This is a genomic window from Bartonella sp. CL436QHHD (assembly GCF_042195105.1).
Taxonomy (GTDB): Bacteria; Pseudomonadota; Alphaproteobacteria; order Rhizobiales; family Rhizobiaceae; genus Bartonella.
Genome location: NZ_JBHINR010000032.1, coordinates 36,980 through 61,605, shown reverse-complemented (window position 1 = coordinate 61,605; position 24,626 = coordinate 36,980). Strand labels below are relative to the sequence as shown.

Below are 24,626 nucleotides of genomic sequence, written 5' to 3'. Positions count from 1 at the left end.
TCATTTGAAATGGGTTGAGAAATGTTTGGAAGACTTACAGATCCTACGGCAGGTGCTTTTCATGCGCTTGCACATGAACCGATCGTTTTGTATACATGTATTGCGATTGTTTTGGTTGGTTTAATTGCTGTTATTGCTTTAACAGCACTTGGGTGGTGGGGAATTCTATGGCGAAATTGGATTACAACGGTTGACCATAAACGCATAGGTATTATGTACATCGTTCTTGGAATTATTATGCTTGTTCGCGGTTTTGCGGACGCACTTATGATGCGAACGCATCAAGCTTTAGCTCTTGGGAGTGAAACAGCGGGTTATTTGCCCCCTGAGCATTTTGATCAAATTTTTTCGGCGCATGGTACGATCATGATTTTTTTCATGGCCACGCCTATTTTATTTGGTCTTTTTAATTATCTTATACCGCTTCAAATTGGTGCGCGTGATGTTGCTTTTCCCTTTGCAAATAATCTAGGTTTTTGGATTACGGCTGCGGGGGCAATATTAATTAACATATCCCTAGGTGTTGGTAATTTTGGTCGTGGTGGTTGGCTGATGTACCCACCTTTTACAGAATTGCAAACGAGTCCAGATACAGGGGTAGATTATTATTTATGGTCACTTCAGCTTTCTGGTATTGCAACAACAATGGGATCAGTAAATTTTATTGCAACGATGATTAAAATGCGTGCTCCTGGAATGACAATGATGAGAATGCCTATTTTCTGTTGGAGTGCTTTTGTCAGCAATGTTCTTATTTTAGTTATTTACCCTGTCTTGGCTGTAGCATTTGCACTCTTGGCATGCGATCGTTATTTGGGCATGAATTTCTTTTCTAATGTTGGTGGCGGAAATCCGATGGTATGGATTAACTATGTTTGGGTTTTTGGTCATCCTGAGGTTTATGTTTTGGTTGTTCCTGCTTTTGGAATTGTTTCTGAAGTTGTGTCAACTTTTTCTTCAAAGCGCCTCTTTGGTTATACTTCGATGGTATGGGCCATGTTGGTTATTTTGATTCTTTCGCTTCTTGTTTGGGGACATCATTTTTTCACAATGGGTGGCGGTGAAGCTGTAAATACTTTCTTTGGTATTGCGACAATGATCATCGCAGTTCCAACAGGTGTAAAAGTCTTTAATTGGCTGCTTACGATGTATAAAGGTCGAATTCGCTTTGAGCCTCCAATGCTTTGGTGCATGGGCATGATCTTTACATTTGTTGGTGGTGGATTAACCGGTGTTTTATTATCTATTGTCCCTGCTGATTGGCAGTTTCATAATTCGCTCTTTTTGATAGCACATTTCCATCATACAATTATTGGAGGTGTGGTTTTTGCGTACTTAGCGGGGATTGCATTTTGGTTTCCAAAAGTTTTTGGTTATAAACCAAATCGCATACTAGGTATTGCATCTTTTTGGTGTTGGTTTATTGGTTTTTACCTTGCCTTTTTCCCCGTTTATGCGCTTGGTTTAATGGGGGCGACGCGTCGTCTTCAGCATTACATGGAACCTAGTTGGCAGCCGATGTTTATTATTGCTGCATTAGGTGCTTGTATTATCTTACTTGGTATTCTTTGTTTTGTGTTACAGGTTGTTTTGGCGATTTGGTACGGTATTAAGCATAAAGGTCACTTACCGGTAACATTAAATGATTCTTGGGGTGATGCACGTACACTTGAATGGTTTACCTCTTCACCGCCTCCTTCCTATAATTTTGCCCTCCTTCCAAAGATACAGTCTGATGACGCTTATTGGAATATGAAGAAAAGTGGTTATCAACGGCCGACAAGTGGATTTACAAAAATTCATATGCCATCAAATACATCTGCTGGAATTATTGCGGGATTCTTCTCATTAGTTGTTGGTTTTGCACTTGTTTGGCATATTTGGTGGCTTGTTGCGGTTGGACTGGTTGGTTTTATTGCAACGCTTGTGTGTCATTCATTAACAGGTGATCATCATGGTTACTATATTCCAGCTGAAGAAGTGCAAAAAACTGAAGATGCCTTTACGGCTGTTCTTAAAGAACAAGGAGTGACAGTATGAGTGCTGTAACAATGAATAACGCGAGTACTATAGATGAACTTCACCACGATAGTAGCTCGGTAATGACGTTTGGTTTTTGGGTCTATATTCTTTCAGACTTAATCCTGTTTTCGACATTGTTTTCAAGTTTTGCTGTATTTTCTGCTTCTTATGGCGGTGGTAAAGCGGGTAATGAGTTTATAGATTTAAAGTTTGTTTTGGTTGAGACTGCTTTCTTGTTGTTTTCATCCGTCACTTATGGCTTTGCAATGGTACAAGCACATAAAAATAACATCAGTGGTGTGCGTTTATGGATGGCTATTACCTTTGTATTGGGGGGTTGCTTCATTGGTATGGAACTTTACGAATTTCATGAACTTTTGAGTGAGGTTTTTTATTACGATCCAAATGCTTATGCGGGTATTGATCCTGCAACAGGTTTACAACTTTTTGGACGGGAAATTCTTTCTGCTTATTGGTCAGCATTTTTTGCTTTGGTTGGCACCCATGGACTTCATGTAAGTGTTGGTCTTCTTTGGATGGTTGTGATGTTTTTTCATCTTCGTCGTAATGGTTTGGATCAGAACAATAAAACACGTTTAGCATGCCTTTCCATTTTTTGGCATTTACTTGATATTGTATGGATTGGTGTTTTCACCATGGTTTATCTATTAGGAGCGTTGTGATGAGCGTGCAAAATGAAACACATGGTCCCAGTACTGGTTCCTATTTGGTTGGTTTTATTCTGGCTGTATTTTTCACTTTGGGTTCTTTTGTTCCTGTGATGTATGGAATGATGGAGAGTTGGGCAGTTAGTACAAAGGTTGCGTATCTTATTGGGATGGCGATTATTCAGATTATAGTACAAATTGTTTTCTTTTTGCACTTGAATTCTGGTCCAGACGCCAAGTGGAATTTAAGCGCGTTATGGTTTGCTGCTATTTGCGTTTTTGTTATTATTGGGGGAACTTGGTGGGCTATTTCTCATTTAAATTATAATATGATGGGTGGTTCAGGACGTGTTATTGAACCGGAAATATCAAGTAGAGATGATTCTTCAGTGTCTGAGCAGTTATCAAACAAAGATATATCCGTAAGAAAACAGCCAGAAAAGATACAGGGTTCAGAAATGCCCATGGGGCAGGGTCTAAGTACGCAAACTCCTGTAGATCAAGCACCTGGTTCAGAAATGCCCATGGGGCAGGGTCTAAGTACGCAAACTCCTGTAGATCAAGCGCCTGGTTCAGAAATACCCATGGGGCAAGGTCTAAGTACGCAAACTCCTGTAGATCAAGCGCCTGGTTCAGAAATACCCATGGGGCAAGGTCTAAGTACGCAAACTCCTGTAGATCAAGCGCCTGGTTCAGAAATACCCATGGGGCAAGGTCTAAGTACGCAAACTCCTGTAGATCAAGCGCCTGGTTCAGAAATACCCATGGGGCAAGGTCTAAGTACGCAAACTCCTGTAGATCAAGCGCCTGGTTCAGAAATACCCATGGGGCAAGGTCTAAGTACGCAAACTCCTGTAGATCAAGCGCCTGGTTCAGAAATACCCATGGGGCAAGGTCTAAGTACGCAAACTCCTGTAGATCAAGCGCCTGGTTCAGAAATACCCATGGGGCAAGGTCTAAGTACGCAAACTCCTGTAGATCAAGCGCCTGGTTCAGAAATACCCATGGGGCAAGGTCTAAGTACGCAAACTCCTGTAGATCAAGCGCCTGGTTCAGAAATACCCATGGGGCAAGGTCTAAGTACGCAAACTCCTGTAGATCAAGCGCCTGGTTCAGAAATACCCATGGGGCAAGGTCTAAGTACGCAAACTCCTGTAGATCAAGCGCCTGGTTCAGAAATACCCATGGGGCAAGGTCTAAGTACGCAAACTCCTGTAGATCAAGCGCCTGGTTCAGAAATACCCATGGGGCAAGGTCTAAGTACGCAAACTCCTGTAGATCAAGCGCCTGGTTCAGAAATACCCATGGGGCAAGGTCTAAGTACGCAAACTCCTGTAGATCAAGCGCCTGGTTCAGAAATACCCATGGATCAAGATCCAAATACACAGTTTCCTGTGGAGTAGTTGTTAGAAATATCTATGGAGCTGATGCGGCATGTATCAGCTCGTAGAAGAAATTCGTAGGATATAAAGAAGGGAAGAAATACAAGATATCAGTGGATATGAGTATCATTATTTTGAATATACTTTTAATTTAAAAGAGAAAGTCCGTGGGGTATTTAGTCAAGCTTTAATTTTTGAGACAAATAGCTATTTGTAGAATATACAAAAAGTGATGTTTGTAAAATTTACTACAAAGAAAGAGAATGTGAGAAACAAGTTTTTATGTTGTGTGAGATAAAAAAACACGAAGCAGTAATGTTTTTAGATTTACAGAATTTATATTAAAGATAGCATTAAAGTTATTTGTAATAATAATATGCAATTGAAATCAAAAATTTAGAGAATAATCAGAAAACTTAATGAAAACCGTTGCAATGACAGTTATTGGTGCTGGTTCTTTTGGTACTGCATTAGCGATAGCTCTTGCCCGTAATGGTCATAATGTTTTACTTTGGGGATATAGTCCTCAACATATCAAAGAATTACAGGAACAACGTTGTAATCAAGTATATTTACCCGATATTCGATTTCCTGACAATTTATTACTTGAAGCTTCGCTTGAAACTGCAATAACGGCGAGTCACAATATATTAATCGCAGTTCCAAGCCATGTATTTCATCAAGTTTTGTGTAATATTCAGCCTTATTTAGGTCAGCATTCACGTGTTATTTGGGCTACAAAAGGTTTAGAACATGGTACTGGACGTTTTTTACAAGAGGTTGCTCGTGAGATTTTAGGTGAAAAAATTCCTTTAGCTGTTTTTTCTGGACCAACTTTTGCTCAAGAACTAGCTATTGGTTGGCCTACTGCAATGACGATAGCAGCTTCTGATGTTGAGTTTGGTAAAGAATTGCAGCAACTTTTTTATTGTGACAAAAGTTTTAGAGTTTATAAAAGTTCAGATATGATTGGTGTTCAATTAGGGGGAGCAGTCAAAAATGTTATTGCTATTGGTGCAGGAATATCAGATGGCATAGGTTTTGGGGCAAATGCACGAATAGCTCTTATCACACGAGGATTAGCTGAAATCAGTCGTTTAGGGGGGGCTATGGGTGCTGAGCTTTCCACATTTATGGGAATGACAGGCTTAGGTGATCTGGTTTTGACATGTACTGATAATCAGTCACGTAATCGTCGTTTTGGAATACTTCTTGGTAAAGGAATAGATATAAAAGAAGCGGAAAAACAAATTGGTCAGGTTGTGGAAGGATACTTAAATACCAAGGAAGTACATACGTTGGCGCAGCGTATTGGGGTAGAAATGCCCATTGTAGAACAAATTTATCAAATTCTCTATTGTGGTAAAAACATAACTGAAGCGGCAAATACATTACTAAGCCGCGCCCTCAAGGACGAAATACAATGATATCCTATTTTTTAATAATTCAAATCGTAAAAAATAGAAACATGCTATGATAGACATATAAAATAGATTTTATTGATGGTTGTATAAGGTAGTCATATTCCAGCAAATTATAGATTCATATCATTCGATTCTTTATGAAACATGGCTGAAATATAAAAGTTTTTGCTTTTATCTAAGAGCTATCTCTTTGAAGATAAATTATCGTTTCCACTTACACATGTTTATGTAATGTAATGAACAAGATATTTTTATTGTCTCTTAAATTCATCTCACAATGATGTTTGCAAACAGAATAATACAAGACTCATTAGGTAGAAGCATCTTATTTATGTAACGTATAAGTTAAGAATATCGGGGCAGGGATATTATGTATCTCTGTTTTTGTAATTCTTTAAAACAAGAAGACAATCTGTTTTGGGAAGAAGATGAAATTTTAAAGATGAAAACCAGTTCCCATTTCTACAATCATTTTTAAATTCAGTTTTACGCTATCTAAAGCAATATCTTTTAAATAATGGAGATTATCTCACACCTTTATTTTTTCATTTTTTAATGAAAGCATTTCTCTGATGTGTCAGGTAAAATAGAACGCCCAAAAAAACACGATAGCTGTTGTATATTCACGCGCTTGTTTTAAAGAGACCTCTCTTAAAACTTCCAAGTCCACTTCGCGACGGTAACCGTGAATAGTGTAACGATAAAGCCATTGTGCACATCCCCATCTTTACGTTTATGAAGGAGGAAGCCGAGCATCATTACACCCCCCAATGTTGAGACAGCTCTAAGCACTTGAAGCTGTTCAGTAGAAATATTTAAGTCTTTTATTTTCTCACATGTCAATTCTGTTTTTTATATGCAAGAAATGATTTTTGGAATTATAACTTTGAAAGTCTAAGATTGAAAAAAATGTTATTGTACTTGTTTGTGGCTGTCATTTACACTGAAAAATAATGTGATTATAAAGATAAAAAATTGATTTATATAAATAATTCATTTTATTTTTGTATTGAGTTAATTAAAAATATGTGTTTGCTTGTCACAAGCGGGTTAGTATGTGGATAAAAATTATTAAAGATACTTCTAATGAATCATCTCAAGTGTCAAGGGTTGTTTCAATATTAGAACATGGCAAGTAAAATGACGGTGTCGGTTTGTCATCTGTATAAACATTAAAATGGTGGTAAAAAAAGGATTTTATGTACTTCACAGGGATTTTTTATACGTTCTACAGGTACCATTGTGAAATGGAATGGCGTGCATTGAGAGATATCTTTAAAAAATGCATGAAGGAGAAACAGCTATAGTGTTTTTGGGTGTTCTATTTTACCTGACACATCAGAGAAATGCTTTCATTAAAGAACAAGAAAAATAAAGGTGTGAGGTAAAGCGTAACCTCCATTATTAAAAAAACATTGATGTACATGCTTTTAAAATCGTAAAGCCTCATTAAAGAATAATAGTAAGATTAATGATTGATTTCTTTACGCCTTCATATTCGTCCTAAATTAGATTGTATTTGCGTTTCAAGAATAAATCAAACGGTAGGAATATTTTTTTCAATTTGCTACACAAAAGCTGAAACTAAGGATTTTAATAATTCTCTAATCTCTGTTTCAAACTACGGTAGCATGAGGGCTGGATATTGCTTTATAAGCAACGACAAAAGCGTATGCTTTAGTAAGGTAAATAACGTCATAAAATACACACTTTATCAACCATGGATTGAAGAAATACTCCGGCTTTTTATAAAATATTTTGCGAAACAAGGCATCGTACATCTGGTTTTGTATTGACTTATTCTTACAAACATTTGCACATATGCCTTACGTCATATTATTATAAGTCAATACACTATTATATAGCTGAGAAAGTACTCAATACCCGATTAAAGCACTATGTACATGATTTATTTTCTTTTTTAGTGCAATGAAATAAATTTTATTCTTCTTGGGAATCGTCACTTTTTTTCAGTTCTTCAAGTATTGGCATAGACATGATGTTATAGCCTGAATCAACATAATGGATTTCACCTGTAACACCTGATGATAAGTCAGAGAGTAGATAAAGAGCAGATTTTCCAATTTCATGAATATTTACGGTACGCCGTAATGGGGCATTACGACGTTGATGCGAAAATATTGCCCGTGCAGCTGCAATACCATTACCTGCTAAAGTTCTAACAGGACCAGCGGAAATCGCATTGACACGGATATTTTGAGGACCAAAGTCCGCTGCTAAATAACGTACCATAGCTTCTAAAGCTGCTTTAGCAACACCCATGATGTTATAATTAGGCACAACTTGCTGTGAAGCACCGTAGGTAAGAGTTAAAAGTGTTCCTCCATTGGGCATAAGCTTACCCGCGCGCTGGGCAATTTCAGTAAAGGAATAAGCTGAAATAACCATCGTGCGTTGAAAGTTTTCACGTGTTGTAACATCAACGTAACGCCCTTTTAGCTGAGTTTTATCTGAAAAACCAATGGCATGGACAATAAAATCAATTGTTTTCCATTCTTTTTCAAGTTGCTCAAAGACGTAATCAATATTTTCACTTTTTTCAACGTCACACTCTAGCACTAATTTGCACCCAAGTTTATCTGCTAGGGGATGAACACGTTTTCCAAAAGCATTTCCTTGATAAGTCAACGCTAATTCCGCTCCTGCTTGTGCGAGCTGACAGGCAATGCCCCAAGCAATTGAATGGTCATTCGCAATTCCCATAATAAGGCCGCGTTTGCCCTCCATCAAACCTTTCATATTATTCTCCGTAAGACCGTACTTTTTTCAATTACTAAGAGCTTTTGTTTATACATAACGTTGGAAAACAAGCGTTGCATTGGTACCGCCAAAGCCAAAAGTATTCGACAATACGGTATTCAGTTGTTGATGATCACGTCGTTCACGAACGATTGGCATATCAGCAAAAGCTGGATCAAGTTCTTCAATATGGGCACTTTCACAAATAAAATTATGATTCATCATTAACAATGTATAGATTGCTTCGTGAACACCTGCTGCTCCCAAGGAATGTCCTGTTAGAGACTTGGTAGCAGAAATGGGGGGACATTGATCACCTGCTCCAAAGACACGACGGATAGCTTCTATCTCAGGAGGATCACCAACAGGAGTTGCTGTCGCATGGGGATTGATATAATCAATTTTATTATTGACTGTTGCAAGAGCCATGCGCATGCACCGCTCCGCTCCCTCTCCTGATGGGGCAACCATATCATGTCCATCGGATGTCGCACCGTATCCAACGATTTCTCCGTAGATTTTTGCACCACGTGCTTTAGCAAGTTCTAAATCTTCAAGGACTAAAACGCCAGCCCCTCCAGCAATGACAAAACCATCACGATTAACATCATAAGCACGTGAAGCTTTGTGAGGAATGTCATTATATCTGCTGGACATAGCGCCCATGGCATCGAATAAAACAGATAGTGTCCAATCCAAATCTTCGCAGCCACCGGCAAAGATGCGCTTTTGTTTACCATATTGAATCATTTCGTAAGCATTACCAATACAATGATTGGAGGTAGCACAAGCTGAAGAGATTGAATAATTGATTCCCTTTATTTTAAAGAAAGTTGCTAATGTTGCAGATGCTGTAGAACTCATCGCTTTAGGGACAACAAAAGGTCCAACACGTTTTGGACCTTTTTGGCGTGTAATGTCAGCAGCTTCTACGATTGAATGTGTTGAAGCACCTCCAGAACCCATAATAATACCCGTGTGTTCGTTCGATACTTCATGCGGTTCTAGACCCGCATCAGCAATCGCCTGATCCATGGCGATGTGATTCCATGCTGTTCCACGCCCATGAAAACGTAGAGCACGTCGATCTACGAGTTCTTCTATATTAATATCGGGTTTGCCATAAACTCTACTACGAAAGCCTAATTCGGCATATTGAGGTGCGTAAGAAATTCCGGATTTTGCTTCACGTAAACTGGTTAAAACAGCTCTAGGGTTATTTCCAATCGCGGAGACAATTCCCATTCCGGTTACAACAACTCGACGCATTCATACCTCCTCGTTCCATACAGAATAGTGAAAAGTTCTTTCTGACGGAAATAACGTTCAATCTTCTTTGAATAAAGCAACGCGTAAATCATTCGCCTTATAAATAGTCTCTCCATCTGCTTTTAGCCACCCATCAGCTATTCCTAAGACTAAATTTCCACGTCGAATACGCTTAAAATCTATTTCATATTCAAGAATTTTGGTTTGTGGAGTTACCATCCCTGATAACTTTACTTCACCTGTTGATATTGCTCTTCCTTTTCCTGGTTCGCCTAGCCAACCAAGAAAAAAACCTGTTAATTGCCACATACCATCCAGTCCGAGACATCCTGGCATGACGGGATCGCCTATAAAGTGACAATTAAAGAACCACATGTCTGGTGTAATGTCAAATTCGGCGCGAACCATTCCTTTATCGTATTTACCATCAGTTTCACTAATTTGAGTGATTCGATGAATCATCAACATTGGCGGTGCTGGCAATTGCGCATTACCTCTACCAAACATTTCGCCGCGAGCGCAGCTTAGAAGCTCTTCATATGTGTAGCGAGACTTTTGTTCAGCCATTGTTACTCCATTTATTTGCATATATCTTTAATTTCTGCGCTTTTCCCAACCTACTTTTAGAGCAAATTTTAAAGAGAGGGAAATGATTTTATATCATTTTTAATGACAAAAGCCTTTTTTTATGTATTCTACATAGGTAATTATTTAAAAATGGAATACAAGATTACACCATACTATTCCCATTTTTTTGTATTTTGATCTTATTTAGCAGGAATGTATTTGGGTTTGTAATATGTCAGTGAGTGCAGACAATTTAGATATGAATGAAGAGCAACAGTGCACAAAAGAGTGTGGAAAAATTGTGCAATATTATTCCATTTCTATGTTAGAAAAACGTTTGCGTCAAAATGGTCTGCGTCCAACACGTCAGCGGTTGGAACTTGCACATATGATTTTTTCTCAAGGAAATCGCCATATTACTGCTGAAGAGCTCTATGAGGAAGCGGTGAGGGCAGGTGTACCTGTATCTTTAGCAACGGTTTATAATACGCTTCATCAATTTACGGAAGCGGGATTATTACGGATTATTGCCGTAGAAGGCTCAAAAACTTGGTTTGATACCAATACCTCTGATCACTACCATTTTTATATAGAAGGTGAAAATCGTATTCTTGATATTCCTTACAATTTGGAAGAATCTCCCATTATTAGAAATTTGCCTAAGCCACCAGAAGGTATGGAAATTTCACATGTTGATTTAATCGTGCGATTGAAACCAAAAAATCGATCTTGTGATAGGCAGTGAGGATATTCAATAAGGAATAAAATTAAACTTATTGAGTTTGAGTATTCACCAGCCTTTTACTTTTTCATCAGGATAGATTCCCCATAACTGTGGTTGATGAAGCCATCCGCGCGTATTATTAATATTTAGTTCGCACCATTGTCCATCACATTGGCGGATATTACCAATGACATTAGGTTCTACTTCTGCCACAAGTTCTGCGTTGTCGGTGGGGTTTTTTCGTAGCATCAGTCTTTTAGTTTTATCTTTTTGCCATGGAATAGTTATAGCAGTTCGCTTTCCCGATAAAAGCGATTGATACACCCACCCCTCATCGCCTTCGGCATCACGAATTTTGCGCCATTGATCATATTCTTGAATGATTTCAATAGGTAATCCCTTCTTTTTGTAAGTAAAAATGATAGAATAGTTGCTTCCTGGTCCGACGCGTACATTAACGCTGGTGGGTTTAATCGAAGCAAATCGCGGAAGTGGTAAACCACTGGGCCCTAAATTTTGATTAAATGTTTGTGCATGCAACAAATGAGGTGAACCTAATACAATGACTGTTGCTATTAAGATACATGATGCGAGTATTGAAACGCGAAACCAACGAGAATTTTGCACACCGAACTCCTTTATTTCATCATATATTGGAAATTTAAAATCTGAAAGATAAGACTGGAAACTGATAAAAAGTATGACACACTGCTCGTTAAAGAGATCTAAACGATGAGAAAATTGCTACAAAAATATCAAAATAAGGAAAACAAAAGCTTATATTTCTTAGTGCGTATCTTGTTTATGAGGGGATAGATATAAATAAACATTGGATTTTTATGTAGCTGTACGCGTGATAAAACAGTAAAGTATTACTGGAGCCTTAGCAGTTTTTGTACAGGAAATTAGGGCTAAAGTATTGCATCTCTTTTCTGAGTTTGTTTCTCGAAGTAAAAGTGCATGTATGCATACTATGAACAAAGAGCTGTTCAGAAAGGGATTATTGTGTGGCTTGAAAAGAAGTTTTGAATGAACAAAATAATACGATAAATAAAACATTTAAGCGTAAAAATATGAGCGACATTATAGGGTAGATTGATATATGAAGGGCTAATTTTAACAGGACACTTTTTCGTGATAATTCATTTATAAAATTTGCTACACTCTAATCTTATGCCATGATAATGCTTATCCGTATGGTAGATAAGCTGGCTCCATCGTTCTATTTACCAGCTTTCAATGTTATGCAGTTCCTATTATTTATGGTGTTCATAAGAAGCATTTTTGTTTTTTCTTAAATAGCTTTTATTCTATTTGCATACGGATCCCGCTTATGATGTACAAGAAGATAATCTTGATTGATTCAATATGAGAAGGCATTGAGAAACTTTACGTTATTCAGAATTATTAATTAATATGAAAAACAATTACTTATAATAACAAATCACTGCGTTAAAAACTTTAACTCGTTATTTAAATTGTAAAAATATTTCCATCAACAATGGTAATAAAAGGCACATTCATCCATATTAAAATACAGTGTTTTCTCTGTTTATTGTCAAATTTCTTTTTCTCTAACTCAGTATAGAAGAAAGTTGAAAGAAATAGAAGGGCTTATTCGATACAATTATGAGGGTAATTACATAAGTGATGAATAGAAGAAATTTATCAAGAAAAAAGAATCTGTAGTGCAGTGGTTGAAATTCGTCATCCTTTAGAGAGACAGAATCAAGAGATATAAAAAGTTATGGAATTATATCGTTTCGTTACATAACTGAAGGGAAAGAGGATTATGAATTTGATATTATATTTTACACACAATCGCATATTGCGATAGTTATTTTTGTTTTGTAATCAGACCTAGGATGATCGAAAGATGTAGAATATTTAATGACAAAAAAGAAGTTCATCATGAAATTTGTACATAAGAAGCAGTGATGTAAGAGATATCCAGAAGGAGAAAATTATAGTGAAAAGTGATAATAAAACACCTCACACTCAATTCACATAGGAAAAAGTCGCTTAAATATCTAAAGTGTAGTTTGTTATCTATTTTTAAAATATAAGAGTGAAATAAAAACCACCTTTATGATAGAAATCTTATTATTTTCAAATAACTAACATATTAGATAACATTGTACACAAAAACCTACACACAAGCAATTTATTGCAATCGCCTATGAAGAAAAATTTTCTAGTAGCTTATTACCTATTGGTTATGCAGCTATATAATATCATAAAGTATATTACTTTACCGCAACAGTTCGTCCGTTACTAACAAAACCTTCTCTTTGTGCACGCTTACGAGCAAGCTTACGTGTACGACGAATAGCTTCAGCTTTTTCACGAGCACGCTTCTCAGATGGCTTCTCATAATAACTACGCATTTTCATTTCACGGAAGATACCTTCACGCTGCATCTTTTTTTTCAACGCACGGAGCGCTTGGTCAACATTATTATCACGAACGAGTACTTGCACTATCTATCCTGCTTTTTTCAGTGTCATAAATGATAGGAAAAAACCTACGTCCTTTTAAAGGCATATCCAAAAGGACAAGCACTTATATCATATAAATAAGACATTTGTCTATATCGCTTTTTAAAATTCTATTTTTTTACAATAAAACGCTTTTTATAATGAATGATAGAATTTACGGTTATAAATTTATGAAAGTCCTTGTATTTGATCATTTTCGTCAAGATGAATTTTTTCAGCCGCGGGATAATGGGGTAGTCCCGGCATGGTCATAACATCTCCACAAATGACAACAATAAAACCGGCTCCCGCACAGAGACGAACTTCTCGTATGGGAATCTCAAAATCAACAGGAGCGCCGTATTGCTTGGGATCAGAAGAAAAAGAATAAGGTGTTTTTGCCATACAAATAGGGTAGACGCCAAACCCCTCTTTTTCCCAAGATTCAAGTTGTTTGAGAATAGGGGCTGAGATGATGGCGCCACGTCCACCGTATAGCTTTGTTATAATACAATTAATTTTTTGAACGAGTGGAATATCATCTTGATAGAGAACTTTAAAATCAGAATCGTGCTTTTCAATCAAGGTAACGAGTTCTTGTGCAAGTTCTATAGCGCCTTTTCCACCTTGTTCCCAATGCTTACAGATAATAGCTTTGTGTCCAGTTGTTGCAACTATTTTTTGTAATGTTTTTATTTCAGCATCGCTATCGCTGTCAAAATGATTGATAGCCACAACACAAGGAATACCGTAGTGCTTCATATTTTTTATGTGTCGTAAAAGATTGGCAGCTCCTTTTTCTAAAGCGGTAATATTTTCTTCTGTCAGGTTATTTTTATCCAGACCACCGTTCATTTTTAATGCACGAATAGTTGCGACGATCACTGTAGCATTTGGTACAATACCTGCTTGCCTACATTTGATATTGAAGAACTTTTCTGCTCCAAGATCTGCTCCAAACCCTGCTTCTGTGACAACATAATCCGCAAGTTTTAAAGCAGTTTTTGTTGCTATAACTGAATTGCAACCATGAGCAATGTTGGCAAAAGGTCCTCCATGAACGAGAACAGGATTATTTTCAATTGTCTGTACGAGATTGGGTTGTATAGCATCTTTGAGAAGAACTGCCATTGCACCTTCCGCATTGAGATCAGCAACGGTGATGGGCGTTTTATCATAACGATAAGCAACAATAATTTTTTTGAGTCTTTGTGTAAGGTTTTCTAAATTTTCAGAGAGACAAAGAAGCGCCATAATTTCTGATGCAACAGTAATATCAAAACCTGTTTGACGTGGAAAACCATTTGTTATGCCCCCCAATGAAGTGACAATATCGCGCAATGCACGGTCATTCATATCAAGAACGCGTTTCCAAACAATGCGACGTGGATCAATGTTTAGAGTATTTCCCCAATAAAGATGATTATCTATCATTGCGGCAAGAAGATTATGAGCAGCTGTAATAGCATGAAAATCACCGGTAAAATGTAAATTAAGGTCATCCATTGGAATGACTTGCGCATAACCACCACCAGCAGCACCACCTTTTACACCAAAACAGGGACCTAAAGACGGTTCTCTCAAGGTAGCTATTGTTTTTTTACCAATAAGATTAAGAGCATCACTTAGTCCAACTGTTGTTGTTGTTTTGCCTTCTCCGGCAGGTGTGGGATTGATAGCTGTGACAAGGATAAGTTTACCGTCTGGATTTTTATTAAGCGATTTTATGTATTCAGAAGAAATTTTAGCTTTATCATGGCCATAGGGAATGAGATTTTCATGTGAGATACCAATTTTTTGTGCAATTTCAACAATATGTTGCTTTTTAGCAGTGCGAGCAATTTCAATATCAGTTTTAGGCATGGAAAAATTCTTTAAACTTATCTTTTATTAATATTCGAGATCTGTACCCCATAGGTTAATTAGAAAAATTCATAGAGAACAGAAAATATTAAGATATCATAGAAGTCGATGATATGCCATGCAAGAGATAATGCTAAAGAAGCACAAGAAGAGTTTTATTGTTTTTTAGGAAAAAGAATCACTTTGCTTTTAAGCAGTAAAAATACGTTTAATTCAATTAAAAATATTGCAGAAAGAAGCTGTGGTTTGCAACAAAATGCTGATGATATTAATGGATACCATAAGTGTTTTATAGTGGTACGTTTGAGAAGTAGTTTATTTATTCTTTCCAATAACACACTGAAAAAGTTTTACATGGTGGTAACTCGGAATTTATGGCGGCACATTTGAAGTCCCTCTTAAGATGGGACTGCTAGGAATAAAATATCCAGCAACATCCAGTTATGGAACAGTTAGAAATAAGAACGTAAAAAATTACCTAACTGATTAGAGAGTATAATCCGGAAGAGACCAAAAACAAGCGCATAGATTGAAAAAAGAAAACAACAATACACGCTACTCATGCAATCGCTACGATTATTAGCTAATAAAAGCCCTTAGGGCTGAATTGAAGGACTCATAACATCTTATTCTAGCAAAATGGCTAAAGAAACGACTCACAACAGAATGAAATAACAAAATACAAAGATAGATAAAAACAAATCACAAAATAAAGAATTTAAAAAGTCTGCTTTATAAATTGATGATGGCGCACCCGAAGAGATTCGAACTCCTGACCCCCAGATTCGTAGTCTGGTGCTCTATCCAGCTGAGCTACGGGTGCATATATTCCAATTTTTTACATTGTCTAAGACAAAGGGTTCCTAATCGTTTCATTAAAGAAATGCAAGTGAAACTTGGATAGTAATAAAAAAAATCTCTCTTTTTTATGAGATATTTTAAAAATATTATGGCTTCAGTTGGTTTTGATATGAACATTTTTTTGTTGTGACCATACAAAGCAATATGAACGATAGTTAACTTGACGTTTTTATAGATGAAAGATAATCAAGCAGAGATGAGATCTGTTTTTTGCGGTGGGGGTAAGACACACACACCCGCTGTTGGGTTTTTGTGTAAAACGCCGATATTACTGTTGAAAACTATTTCAGATAAACATGACACAGCAAGGGCGGATGTATGGCGTTATTAAAAAAGAGCTTTCCATTAGTGTTTTTAATCGTTGTTTTAACGGTTACTTATTGGGCTGGAAAAAAGAGTGCAGAACAACCCATTTCTATGGTGGATAAAACAAAAGTATCAGATAAAACTTCAAATGGAAAAATGGGAAGGCCACCGGTAAATGTTGTCGTTGATCTTGTAAAAATTCAAGATTTTTATGAACAACTTAACGTTTTAGGGAGTGGAAAAGCTCTTGCAGAAGTTGAGCTTACCCCTTTATCTTCAGGTGTTATTGATAAGCTTTTTGTATCAGCAGGTACAAAAGTACAAGCCGATGATGTGATTGCAAAGCTTGATTCTAAAAAAGAAGAAATAGCGGCTGCAAAAGCAAAAGTGCAACGTGATAACAATGCGTTAACGCTTTCGCGCATTCTTAAATTACGCGCCAGCAATACAGCAACGGAAGTTCAAGAAATTATGGCACGCTTAGAGTTGGATAACGCAAATTTAGTTTTGCGTAATGCTGAATTAGATCTCGATCGGCGAACAATTCGAGCACCGATTCCTGGAGTTGTTGGTATTTTGCCCGTTGATGCGGGGAATAACGTGACCCTTAATACTGTAATAGGCCGTATTGAGAATAGAGAACGTATTTTGGTCGATATATGGGCCCCTGAACGATATGTGTCGCGCATCCATAAAGGAGATGAGGTAACGGCAACGTTAGTCGCGCAGCCAGATATGTCTTTTGTTGGTCATATTTATGCGATTGATAATATTGTTGATCCAGAAAGTCGCACACTTCATGTTCAGGTTGAAATCAATAATGAAAAAGATACGCTCATGTCTGGTATGTCCTTTTCTGTTGCCTTGCAATTTCATGGTGGTTCTTTTCCTGTCGTTAATCCTCTTGCAGTTCAATGGAATAGTAAAGGGTCATTCGTTTGGCGTGTGAGAGAAGGGAAAGTAGAGGCTATACCCGTATCAATTATTCAGCATAAAGCAGATCAAGTTTTCGTAAAAGCACCCCTAGAAAATGGTGATCAAGTTGTCATTCAAGGGGTGCAAATGCTTTATCCAGGAAGTAAAGTAACGATTGATGATCCAAAGTCTCATCAACAGCAATTACCAGCAGTTTACGGAACGGATATACAATGAGCCAAGAATTGAGCACAAAACAGCCTACGTCAAAGGTGGAGCAAGGTGGTCTCATTACCTTATTTATTCGCAGACCGGTTTTTACTTTTGTTTTAAATGCTATGATCATCATTGCAGGATTTGCAGCATGGTTAAATGTTGATGTAAGAGAATTACCCGATGTTGATACTCCCGTAACGACGGTTGTGACGGTGTTTTCTGGTGCGTCGGCAGAAACAATTGATCGTGAAGTTACAAAAGTTATAGAAGATGCCGTTTCTCGTGTTTCAGGTGTTAAGACGATTTCTTCAACGTCTTCTTTTGGGCGCTCCCGTGTACAGATTAATTTTAATGTTGGTGTTGATTTGAATGTTGCGGCATCTGATATTCGTGATGCTCTCTCCCGTATTACCTATTCTTTACCGAAAGATGCGGATTCGCCTTTGATTATTAAAGCAGATTCGAATGCAGCTGCCATGATGTATTTGGTTGTGACGTCACCAACAATGAGTGTTGATGATTTAACCACGATTGTAAACGATCAGATTGTTGATGCAATTTCTGCTGTTGATGGTGTTGGTGATGTACAGGTCGATAGTGCTCGCACAAAGATTTTTCAGATTGATATAGATCAAGCAAAACTTGCAAGTTATGGATTAACTGTAGCAGATATTTCACGTGTTCTTGCTGATATGACAACAGATGTGCCAGTAGGGTCATTACGCAATTCTAAGCAAACTTTAGTTGTACGTGCTACTGCACGTTTAACAACACCAGAATCTTTTGAACAAGTTGTTTTAAAGCCTCATGTGCATCTTGGTGATGTTGCGCATGTTACTTTATCGCCGGATATAGAAACAGTTATTCTTCGTATCAATGGAAAGACAGGTATTGGATTAGGTATCGTGCGTAAAGCACAATCCAACACTCTTAATATTTCTGAAGGTGTGAGAGCCGTTGTTGATAATCTCAAAAGTATTGTTCCTTCTTCTGTACATATAGACGTTATTAATGACGATGCAATTTTTATTAAAAGCGCTCTTCATGAGGTTGAAGTTGCGTTGGTCATTGCTATTTTGAGCGTTATCTTGGTCATTTTTCTTTTTCTCAGAGACATTCGTGTAACGCTGATACCTGCTGTATCTCTTCCTGTCGCTTTGATTGGTACCATTGCGGCTATTTATCTTGTAGGGTTTTCATTGAATATTCTCACATTTTTAGGACTTGTTTTAGCAACAGGGCTTGTTGTGGATGATGCCATTGTTGTTCTTGAGAATATTGTTCGGTGGCGCAACATGGGATTAGGTTCCAGAGCAGCAGCGGTGATAGGAACACGTGAAGTATTTTTTGCTGTTTTAGCAACAACACTGACATTAGTGGCTGTGTTTGTTCCTATTTCCTTTCTTCCTGGGCAAGTTGGAGGGCTTTTTAGAGAATTCGGTTTTGTTTTGGCAATTTCTATTTTGCTTTCTTCAGTTGTTGCCTTAACGCTTTGTCCCATGTTGGCTTCACGTTTTCTCAAAGAACATATTGAGGATAAAGAGGAAGAGTCCCATCATTTTGCTTTTTTATATAAATTAGGTACTTTTTTTCATAAGGCATATACTTACAGTTTGCATAAGTGTTTAGAAAAGCCTTGGGCTGTTGTTTTTGCTTCACTTATTTTTGGGGGTCTTTGTGTTGGAGGCTATACGAAGCTACAACAGGAATTAACGCCAGCAGAAGACAGAGCTGTGATCTTTTTGGTTATTAATGGACCACAAGGTATTTCAACACAATATTTGAACGAGCAAATAGAGCAAATTGAAGCAAGTCTACAGCCATTACGTGATGCAGGGGAGATTGCTAACAGTTACTCTATCGCGGGTGCTGGCGGTTCACCCAATACTGCTTTTTTGATTTTATTGCTTTCATCTTGGGATAAACGTTTACGTAGTCAGCAAGAAATCGTGAAAGATATTAATGCAAAGGTTAAACAGTTTCCCGCAGTTTTTGTATTTGCTGCGCAGGGAAATTCTTTGGGTGTGAGAGGAACTGGGCAAGGGTTGCAATTTGCAATTCTTGGCAATGATTATGCAACATTACAACCCATTGCTGATAAGCTGGTGAGTGCTTTACAAGATGATCCGCGTTTTATTCGCCCACGCCTTACTGTTGATGCAACACAACCGCAATTTTTTATTGAAATCAATCGAAAAAAAGCCTCCGATTTAGGGATTGATATCGCCAATTTGGGCGATACATTACAAACAATGTTGGATGGTAAAAAGATTGGTTCCATTAACGTGGATGATCATTCTTACGATGTTAAATTGATATCGCGTACAAATTCTATGAAGAGTCCTAGCGATTTAGAAAATATTTTTTTAAAAACCAAAGACAATCGATATGTTCCTTTATCGGTTATTGCGCGTTTACATGAAAAAGCTATTGCTCCTCAATTAAAACGGGAAAAACGCATGAATGCTGTTGTTTTAAGCGCAAATCTTGCTCCAGATATCGCTTTAGGGGAAGCTTACCAAACTGTACAGAAAATTGCTTCTCCTTTGTTATCAAAAGGAACCTACTTGGTTCCCTTAGGGGAAGCCGAAACGCTTAATGAAACATCTTCCAATTTTATGATTGTTTTTGGCATTGCCTTTTTGATTATTTTATTGATTTTGGCTGCTCAGTTTGAAAGTTTTATTTCAGGATTCATTATCATGGCCACTGTCCCATTAGGGATTGGTTGTGCTGTAATTGCTATGCTATTAAGTGGTGTGAGTCTTAATATTTACAGCCAAATTGGATTAATTTTGTTAATTGGTGTTATGGCAAAAAATGGTATTCTCATTGTTGAATTTGCAGATCAATTACGTGATCAGGGAAGAAGCGTGCGTGAAGCCGTAGAAGAAGCAGCAAACATTCGCCTTCGTCCAGTTTGTATGACAATGATTTGTGCCATTTTAGGAGGTATTCCTTTGGTTTTAGCCAAAGGTGCTGGCGCAGAAGCTCGTATAGCTTTAGGTTGGGTTATCGTTGGTGGCTTAGGTTTAGCAACTATTTTTACGCTTTATGTTACACCGGTTGTTTATCTTTTTTTAGGGCGTTTTATAAGACCAAAAGCAGAAGAAGATTTACGTTTAACAAAAGAACTCAATCAAGTTAAATGATGTATATGATAGAAAAGATTTGAAAGTTTATTCTTGTAAAAATATCATTTTCGGATCTTATCCTTTATATTTTGTATATTCCTTCATTTTTATGTGAGCAGTGAAAATAGCGAGTAATAAAAGAGATGCTTTCTGCTTTGTTATTGTTTGGGCATAGATTTCATTATCAATAACCATATAGGATAAGCTTATGGGAGATAGCTTTTCGATTCGAAATGAAATGGCTTTTGAAGCCACATTAAAAGCTTTAAGAAACCATGCCGCAAAGGATGGGGTCTATGATATTCGTCGGCATTTTGTAGAAGATGAACAGCGTTTTTCCCATTTTTCCCTCAGACTTGATGATCTTCTTTTCGATTTTTCAAAATGTGGTGTGACATTTAAAACATTGCAACTTCTAGATGATTTAGCGGTTGCAGCAGATGTGTTAGGCCGGCGTGATGCAATGTTTTCTGGTAAGGCGATTAATACAACTGAAAAACGCTCAGTTCTTCATATTGCATTACGTTTACCTGCTGATGAAATTTTCATGTTGGATGGTCATAATCTTATTCGCGATATTCAAGACGTCCTTGAAGATATGGAAAGATTTTCTGAAAAGGTGCGTGATGGAAGCTATAAGGGAAGCAGTGGCGAGAGAATAAGTGATATTGTCAATATTGGTATTGGTGGTTCTGATCTTGGTCCTGCAATGGTCACATACGCTTTAAAACCTTATCATGATGGTCCACAGTGTCATTTTGTTTCGAATGCTGACAGTGCCCATATTTCTGATACTCTCTCTATTTTGAATCCAGCAACAACGCTGTTTGTCATTGCTTCTAAAACTTTTACAACGGCTGAAACAATGGTAAATGCTCAAGTTGCACGTCAGTGGATTTGTTCACATTTAGGAGAAAAAGCCGTTTGTACGCATTTTGTTGCTGTTTCAAGTGCGCTTGATAAAGTGGCAGAATTTGGCATAGATTCCACAAGCGTTTTTAAATTTTGGAATTGGGTTGGAGGACGTTATTCAATTTGGTCAGCCATTGGACTTGTTGTTATGTTTGCAATAGGTGGTGGAAATTTTCGCAAATTTCTCAACGGTGCTTTGCAAATGGACCAACATTTTAAAACTATGCCTTTGCATAAAAATATTCCTATTCGTTTTGCTCTTTTAGGATTTTGGCATCGTGTTATTTGTGGTTATTCATCACGTTCGATCATTCCTTATGCACAGCGTTTAATACATTTTCCAGCTTATTTACAACAGCTTGATATGGAATCAAATGGTAAGCAAGTTTCGCTGGATGGAAAACCATTAAGTTTTTCAAGTGGTCCAATTGTTTGGGGGGATTCAGGAACAAATAGTCAACATGCTTTTTTTCAGCTTCTGCATCAAGGAACAGATATTATTCCTGTAGAATTTATTTTATTTATAAAAGGGCATGAGAAAAATTTACATTCTATGTATGAGATGTTGCTAGCAAACGGTTTAGCACAATCAAAAGCATTGATGAAGGGGCGTAGTATTGAAGATGCTCGGCATATCTTGATAAAAAATGGAGTTGGTGAGGGTGAGGCAGATCATCTAGCACTTCATAGAAGTTTTAAAGGAAACCGTCCTAGCATTACGTTGGTTCAAGATTTATTAACACCTTTTGCACTCGGTCGTCTTATTGCACTTTATGAACATCGTACTTTTGTTGAAGGGATTTTAATGAATATTAATTCATTTGATCAATGGGGGGTTGAACTTGGTAAAGAATTAGCAAACGAGTTACTACCAATTCTTCGTGGAGAAAGTAAAGCGGATAATCGCGATAGTTCAACATTAGGGTTGCTAGCACATATTCAAGCAAGACGTGCAAAATAAATATAATTTGACAGTAGGTTTTGCACTAACTAAGCAAAAGTAGAATGAGAGAGAAATATGAGATAATTCTTTAATTTTACTATGCGTTCTCTTATTATCTGAACTAGATTTATGTAACAGAAAATAAAAAAAGTGCAAAAATTGTAAAAAGGAGAATTTATTCGCAAAAACGATAAAGACCTTCGAGAGGTCTTTGAAGACCCTTTGAGCCCCCCTTAAAATCCTTCGAAAAAAATAAATTGGTACAAAATCTAGTGTCAAATTATACAAAACCCGCTGGCAAGCTACAACCGGCAAACTACGATTAAAGACATTTTAATAATATCGTTTTATAAATTAATGGCGGAGAGAGAGGGATTTGAACCCCCGATAGAGTTGCCCCTATGCCGCATTTCGAGTGCGGTGCTTTCAACCACTCAGCCATCTCTCCATAATAAAGTGAAACAAAAATCGGCACTATTTGAGTGTATAAGGGGTAGATAACCTTCAATTGTTTTTGGTACAACCTTTTTTTCTTTTTTATGGGACTTTATTGACAGAGAATAGAAATTCCTTCATATATACAAAATATAAGCGTGGGGAAATCTGCGCATATTTGTGTTGAAGAAGGTTTTATCCTTCTTTGAGATTTATTACGACTGATAAAAAGCAGCCTATTTTCCCTTATTTCAAGGCAGAAATTAAATAAGAGCTGGAGTGAACGGAAGGATAAAAAATGTTCGCAGTCATTAAAACTGGTGGTAAGCAATACCGCATTGTTGCTAATCAAGTGGTAAAAGTTGAAAAAGTTAGTGGAAATGCGGGTGATGTTGTTGAATTCAATGACATATTAATGGTTGGGCAAGAAGGTAATGCGGTTATTGGTACCCCTGTCGTTGCTGATGCATTGGTGACAGCTGAGATTTTAGAACAGGCACGTGGGCGCAAGGTTATCGCATTTAAGAAGCGCCGTCGTCAAAATTCTAAACGCACGCGTGGCCATCGTCAAGAATTTACGAGGCTTCGTGTTTTAGAAATTTTAATGGGTGGTTCAAAACCTAAAAAAGTTGCTGCAAAACCGATAAAAGAAGAAGCAACTACACCACAAGAAACAAAAGCTGCTGCTTCTATTGAGAAGACGGCTAAAAAAACGGTTGAAAAAAAGACTGCGCCGCAGAAGAAAGCGTCTGTAGCAACAAAGAGTAAGAAAGATTAAAGGAGAGCGTCTATGGCACATAAAAAAGCTGGTGGTTCCTCGCGTAATGGTCGTGATTCAGAATCGAAACGTCTAGGCGTTAAAAAATTTGGTGGTGAAACCGTTATTGCCGGAAATATTATTATTCGCCAGCGTGGTACACGTTGGCATCCTGGTAACAATGTTGGTATTGGAAAAGATCATACGCTTTTTGCATTATCAAATGGAAAGGTTTCTTTTCAACGCAAAGCGGGTAATCGTTCCTATGTTTCAGTCATTCCTATGCTGGAGGCAGCAGAGTAATCTGTAACACTCTCTAGCAATCAACAGGATTTCATTGAATTATAGTTGTGGTTTTATAAGTATTAAAAGGGAAAGATAGAGTCTTATCTTTCCCTTTTTGCGTTGGTACTATAATAAATGTAGAAGATATACGAAAAAGGTAGAATTGAGGAAATGGCTTTTCTCAATGAGGGAAAAAGTTTGTGCGATGTTATGTTAGTATTTAGTACTGAACATATTGATATTATGATAGAATTTGTTGATAAATTTCTGTATAATAATAGTGAGAGAGACTTTCTTTTTATGCATGAAGAAGTGTCTAGTGATTTCTTATAAGAGAAGCAGTTTGTTTTCAGAAAATTATGAGAAATTTAATGAGAGCATTCTTTATGTAATCATTTTGATAAAGATGGGTCTTTTTATCGGCATTGTGGTATTGATGAGTTGTCATACTGTTTTTAGGTGGTAGTGTGGATAGGTGTGGCTATTCATTTAAAAAGACATAGGGATAAAAAATCCATAAGAAGGCAGCCAAAACTACTTTGAAAGTGACATGCATTAAGGAATTTTCGGTAAATCAAGAGTGAAATTATATTTTTAAGGAGGACGGTGTTTAAAGATATAAAAATAACCAACGCGCAATCAGCGCCCTTCAAGAATATTTTTTCTGATTTCACTATTATTGTGTATTGTTGAAAATAAATAAGCA

Annotated in this window: 16 protein-coding genes and 2 tRNA genes; 10 read left to right on the top strand and 8 right to left on the bottom strand. The window is 37.2% G+C overall.

Features of this window, described 5'->3' with window-relative positions; all coding sequences use genetic code 11:
- The first annotated feature begins 21 nt into the window (after positions 1-21).
- The 4 genes from cyoB to gpsA all read left to right on the top strand — a co-directional run bounded on the left by cyoB (position 22) and on the right by gpsA (position 5,499).
- Positions 22-2,040: a cytochrome o ubiquinol oxidase subunit I gene (gene cyoB, locus ACFIKN_RS04160; protein WP_273790278.1), complete on the top strand. Its 2,019-nt coding sequence runs from the start codon at positions 22-24 to the stop codon at positions 2,038-2,040.
- Entirely contained in the window at positions 2,037-2,705 is a 669-nt protein-coding gene (locus ACFIKN_RS04155; RefSeq protein WP_375657960.1) for a cytochrome (ubi)quinol oxidase subunit III, read from the top strand. Before cyoB ends, ACFIKN_RS04155 begins: the two co-directional genes overlap by 4 nt.
- A complete protein-coding gene (gene cyoD, locus ACFIKN_RS04150; RefSeq protein ID WP_375657959.1) occupies positions 2,705-4,093 on the top strand; it encodes a cytochrome o ubiquinol oxidase subunit IV in 1,389 nt (462 codons plus the stop codon). The genes ACFIKN_RS04155 and cyoD overlap by 1 nt, the downstream gene beginning before the upstream one ends.
- A gap of 398 nt (positions 4,094-4,491) precedes the next feature.
- Entirely contained in the window at positions 4,492-5,499 is a 1,008-nt protein-coding gene (gene gpsA / locus ACFIKN_RS04145) for an NAD(P)H-dependent glycerol-3-phosphate dehydrogenase (protein ID WP_375657958.1), read from the top strand.
- 1,938 nt (positions 5,500-7,437) lie between these two features.
- On the opposite strand, the gene fabI is transcribed toward gpsA, so the two are convergent.
- Genes fabI through fabA form a run of 3 tightly spaced genes read right to left on the bottom strand, consistent with a single transcriptional unit; the run spans position 7,438 to position 10,092 of the window.
- A complete protein-coding gene (gene fabI / locus ACFIKN_RS04140) occupies positions 7,438-8,256 on the bottom strand; it encodes an enoyl-ACP reductase FabI (protein WP_273790282.1) in 819 nt (272 codons plus the stop codon).
- A 48-nt stretch (positions 8,257-8,304) separates the two neighbouring features.
- The gene (gene fabB, locus ACFIKN_RS04135) at positions 8,305-9,525 is read right to left on the bottom strand and encodes a beta-ketoacyl-ACP synthase I (RefSeq protein WP_273790283.1); all 1,221 of its coding nucleotides are present in this window, start codon (positions 9,523-9,525) and stop codon (positions 8,305-8,307) included.
- Between the two features lie 57 nt (positions 9,526-9,582).
- The gene (gene fabA / locus ACFIKN_RS04130; RefSeq protein ID WP_273722474.1) at positions 9,583-10,092 is read right to left on the bottom strand and encodes a 3-hydroxyacyl-[acyl-carrier-protein] dehydratase FabA; all 510 of its coding nucleotides are present in this window, start codon (positions 10,090-10,092) and stop codon (positions 9,583-9,585) included.
- 232 nt (positions 10,093-10,324) lie between these two features.
- Here fabA and irrA point away from each other — a divergent pair, with 232 nt between their 5' ends.
- Entirely contained in the window at positions 10,325-10,837 is a 513-nt protein-coding gene (irrA, locus tag ACFIKN_RS04125) for an iron response transcriptional regulator IrrA (protein ID WP_375621953.1), read from the top strand.
- Positions 10,838-10,882: 45 nt separating this feature from the next.
- Here irrA and ACFIKN_RS04120 read toward each other — a convergent pair whose 3' ends face one another.
- From ACFIKN_RS04120 to ACFIKN_RS04105, 4 genes are all read right to left on the bottom strand, one after another.
- Positions 10,883-11,443, bottom strand: coding sequence for an SH3 domain-containing protein (locus ACFIKN_RS04120; protein ID WP_375657957.1), 561 nt, complete (start codon positions 11,441-11,443; stop codon positions 10,883-10,885).
- Positions 11,444-13,062: 1,619 nt separating this feature from the next.
- Entirely contained in the window at positions 13,063-13,296 is a 234-nt protein-coding gene (rpsU, locus tag ACFIKN_RS04115; protein ID WP_012754552.1) for a 30S ribosomal protein S21, read from the bottom strand.
- Positions 13,297-13,482: 186 nt separating this feature from the next.
- Positions 13,483-15,156 (bottom strand): formate--tetrahydrofolate ligase, encoded by a 1,674-nt coding sequence (locus ACFIKN_RS04110; protein ID WP_375657956.1) that lies wholly within the window; start codon positions 15,154-15,156, stop codon positions 13,483-13,485.
- Between the two features lie 746 nt (positions 15,157-15,902).
- Positions 15,903-15,979: transfer RNA gene (locus ACFIKN_RS04105), tRNA-Arg, on the bottom strand.
- A 356-nt stretch (positions 15,980-16,335) separates the two neighbouring features.
- On the opposite strand from ACFIKN_RS04105, the gene ACFIKN_RS04100 reads away from it, so the two are divergent.
- The 3 genes from ACFIKN_RS04100 to pgi all read left to right on the top strand — a co-directional run bounded on the left by ACFIKN_RS04100 (position 16,336) and on the right by pgi (position 22,461).
- Positions 16,336-17,475, top strand: a complete 1,140-nt coding sequence (locus ACFIKN_RS04100; RefSeq protein WP_375630490.1) for an efflux RND transporter periplasmic adaptor subunit — start codon at positions 16,336-16,338, stop codon at positions 17,473-17,475.
- Positions 17,472-20,606: an efflux RND transporter permease subunit gene (locus ACFIKN_RS04095; RefSeq protein WP_273790287.1), complete on the top strand. Its 3,135-nt coding sequence runs from the start codon at positions 17,472-17,474 to the stop codon at positions 20,604-20,606. The genes ACFIKN_RS04100 and ACFIKN_RS04095 overlap by 4 nt, the downstream gene beginning before the upstream one ends.
- Before the next feature lie 190 nt (positions 20,607-20,796).
- The gene (gene pgi / locus ACFIKN_RS04090) at positions 20,797-22,461 is read left to right on the top strand and encodes a glucose-6-phosphate isomerase (RefSeq protein ID WP_273790288.1); all 1,665 of its coding nucleotides are present in this window, start codon (positions 20,797-20,799) and stop codon (positions 22,459-22,461) included.
- Positions 22,462-22,801: 340 nt separating this feature from the next.
- Here pgi and ACFIKN_RS04085 read toward each other — a convergent pair.
- Positions 22,802-22,891: transfer RNA gene (locus ACFIKN_RS04085), tRNA-Ser, on the bottom strand.
- A gap of 285 nt (positions 22,892-23,176) precedes the next feature.
- Here ACFIKN_RS04085 and rplU point away from each other — a divergent pair.
- Both rplU and rpmA read left to right on the top strand, forming a co-directional pair.
- Positions 23,177-23,656, top strand: coding sequence for a 50S ribosomal protein L21 (gene rplU, locus ACFIKN_RS04080; RefSeq protein WP_375657955.1), 480 nt, complete (start codon positions 23,177-23,179; stop codon positions 23,654-23,656).
- A 12-nt stretch (positions 23,657-23,668) separates the two neighbouring features.
- Positions 23,669-23,938, top strand: a complete 270-nt coding sequence (gene rpmA / locus ACFIKN_RS04075) for a 50S ribosomal protein L27 (protein ID WP_100130483.1) — start codon at positions 23,669-23,671, stop codon at positions 23,936-23,938.
- The last annotated feature ends 688 nt before the right edge of the window (positions 23,939-24,626 follow it).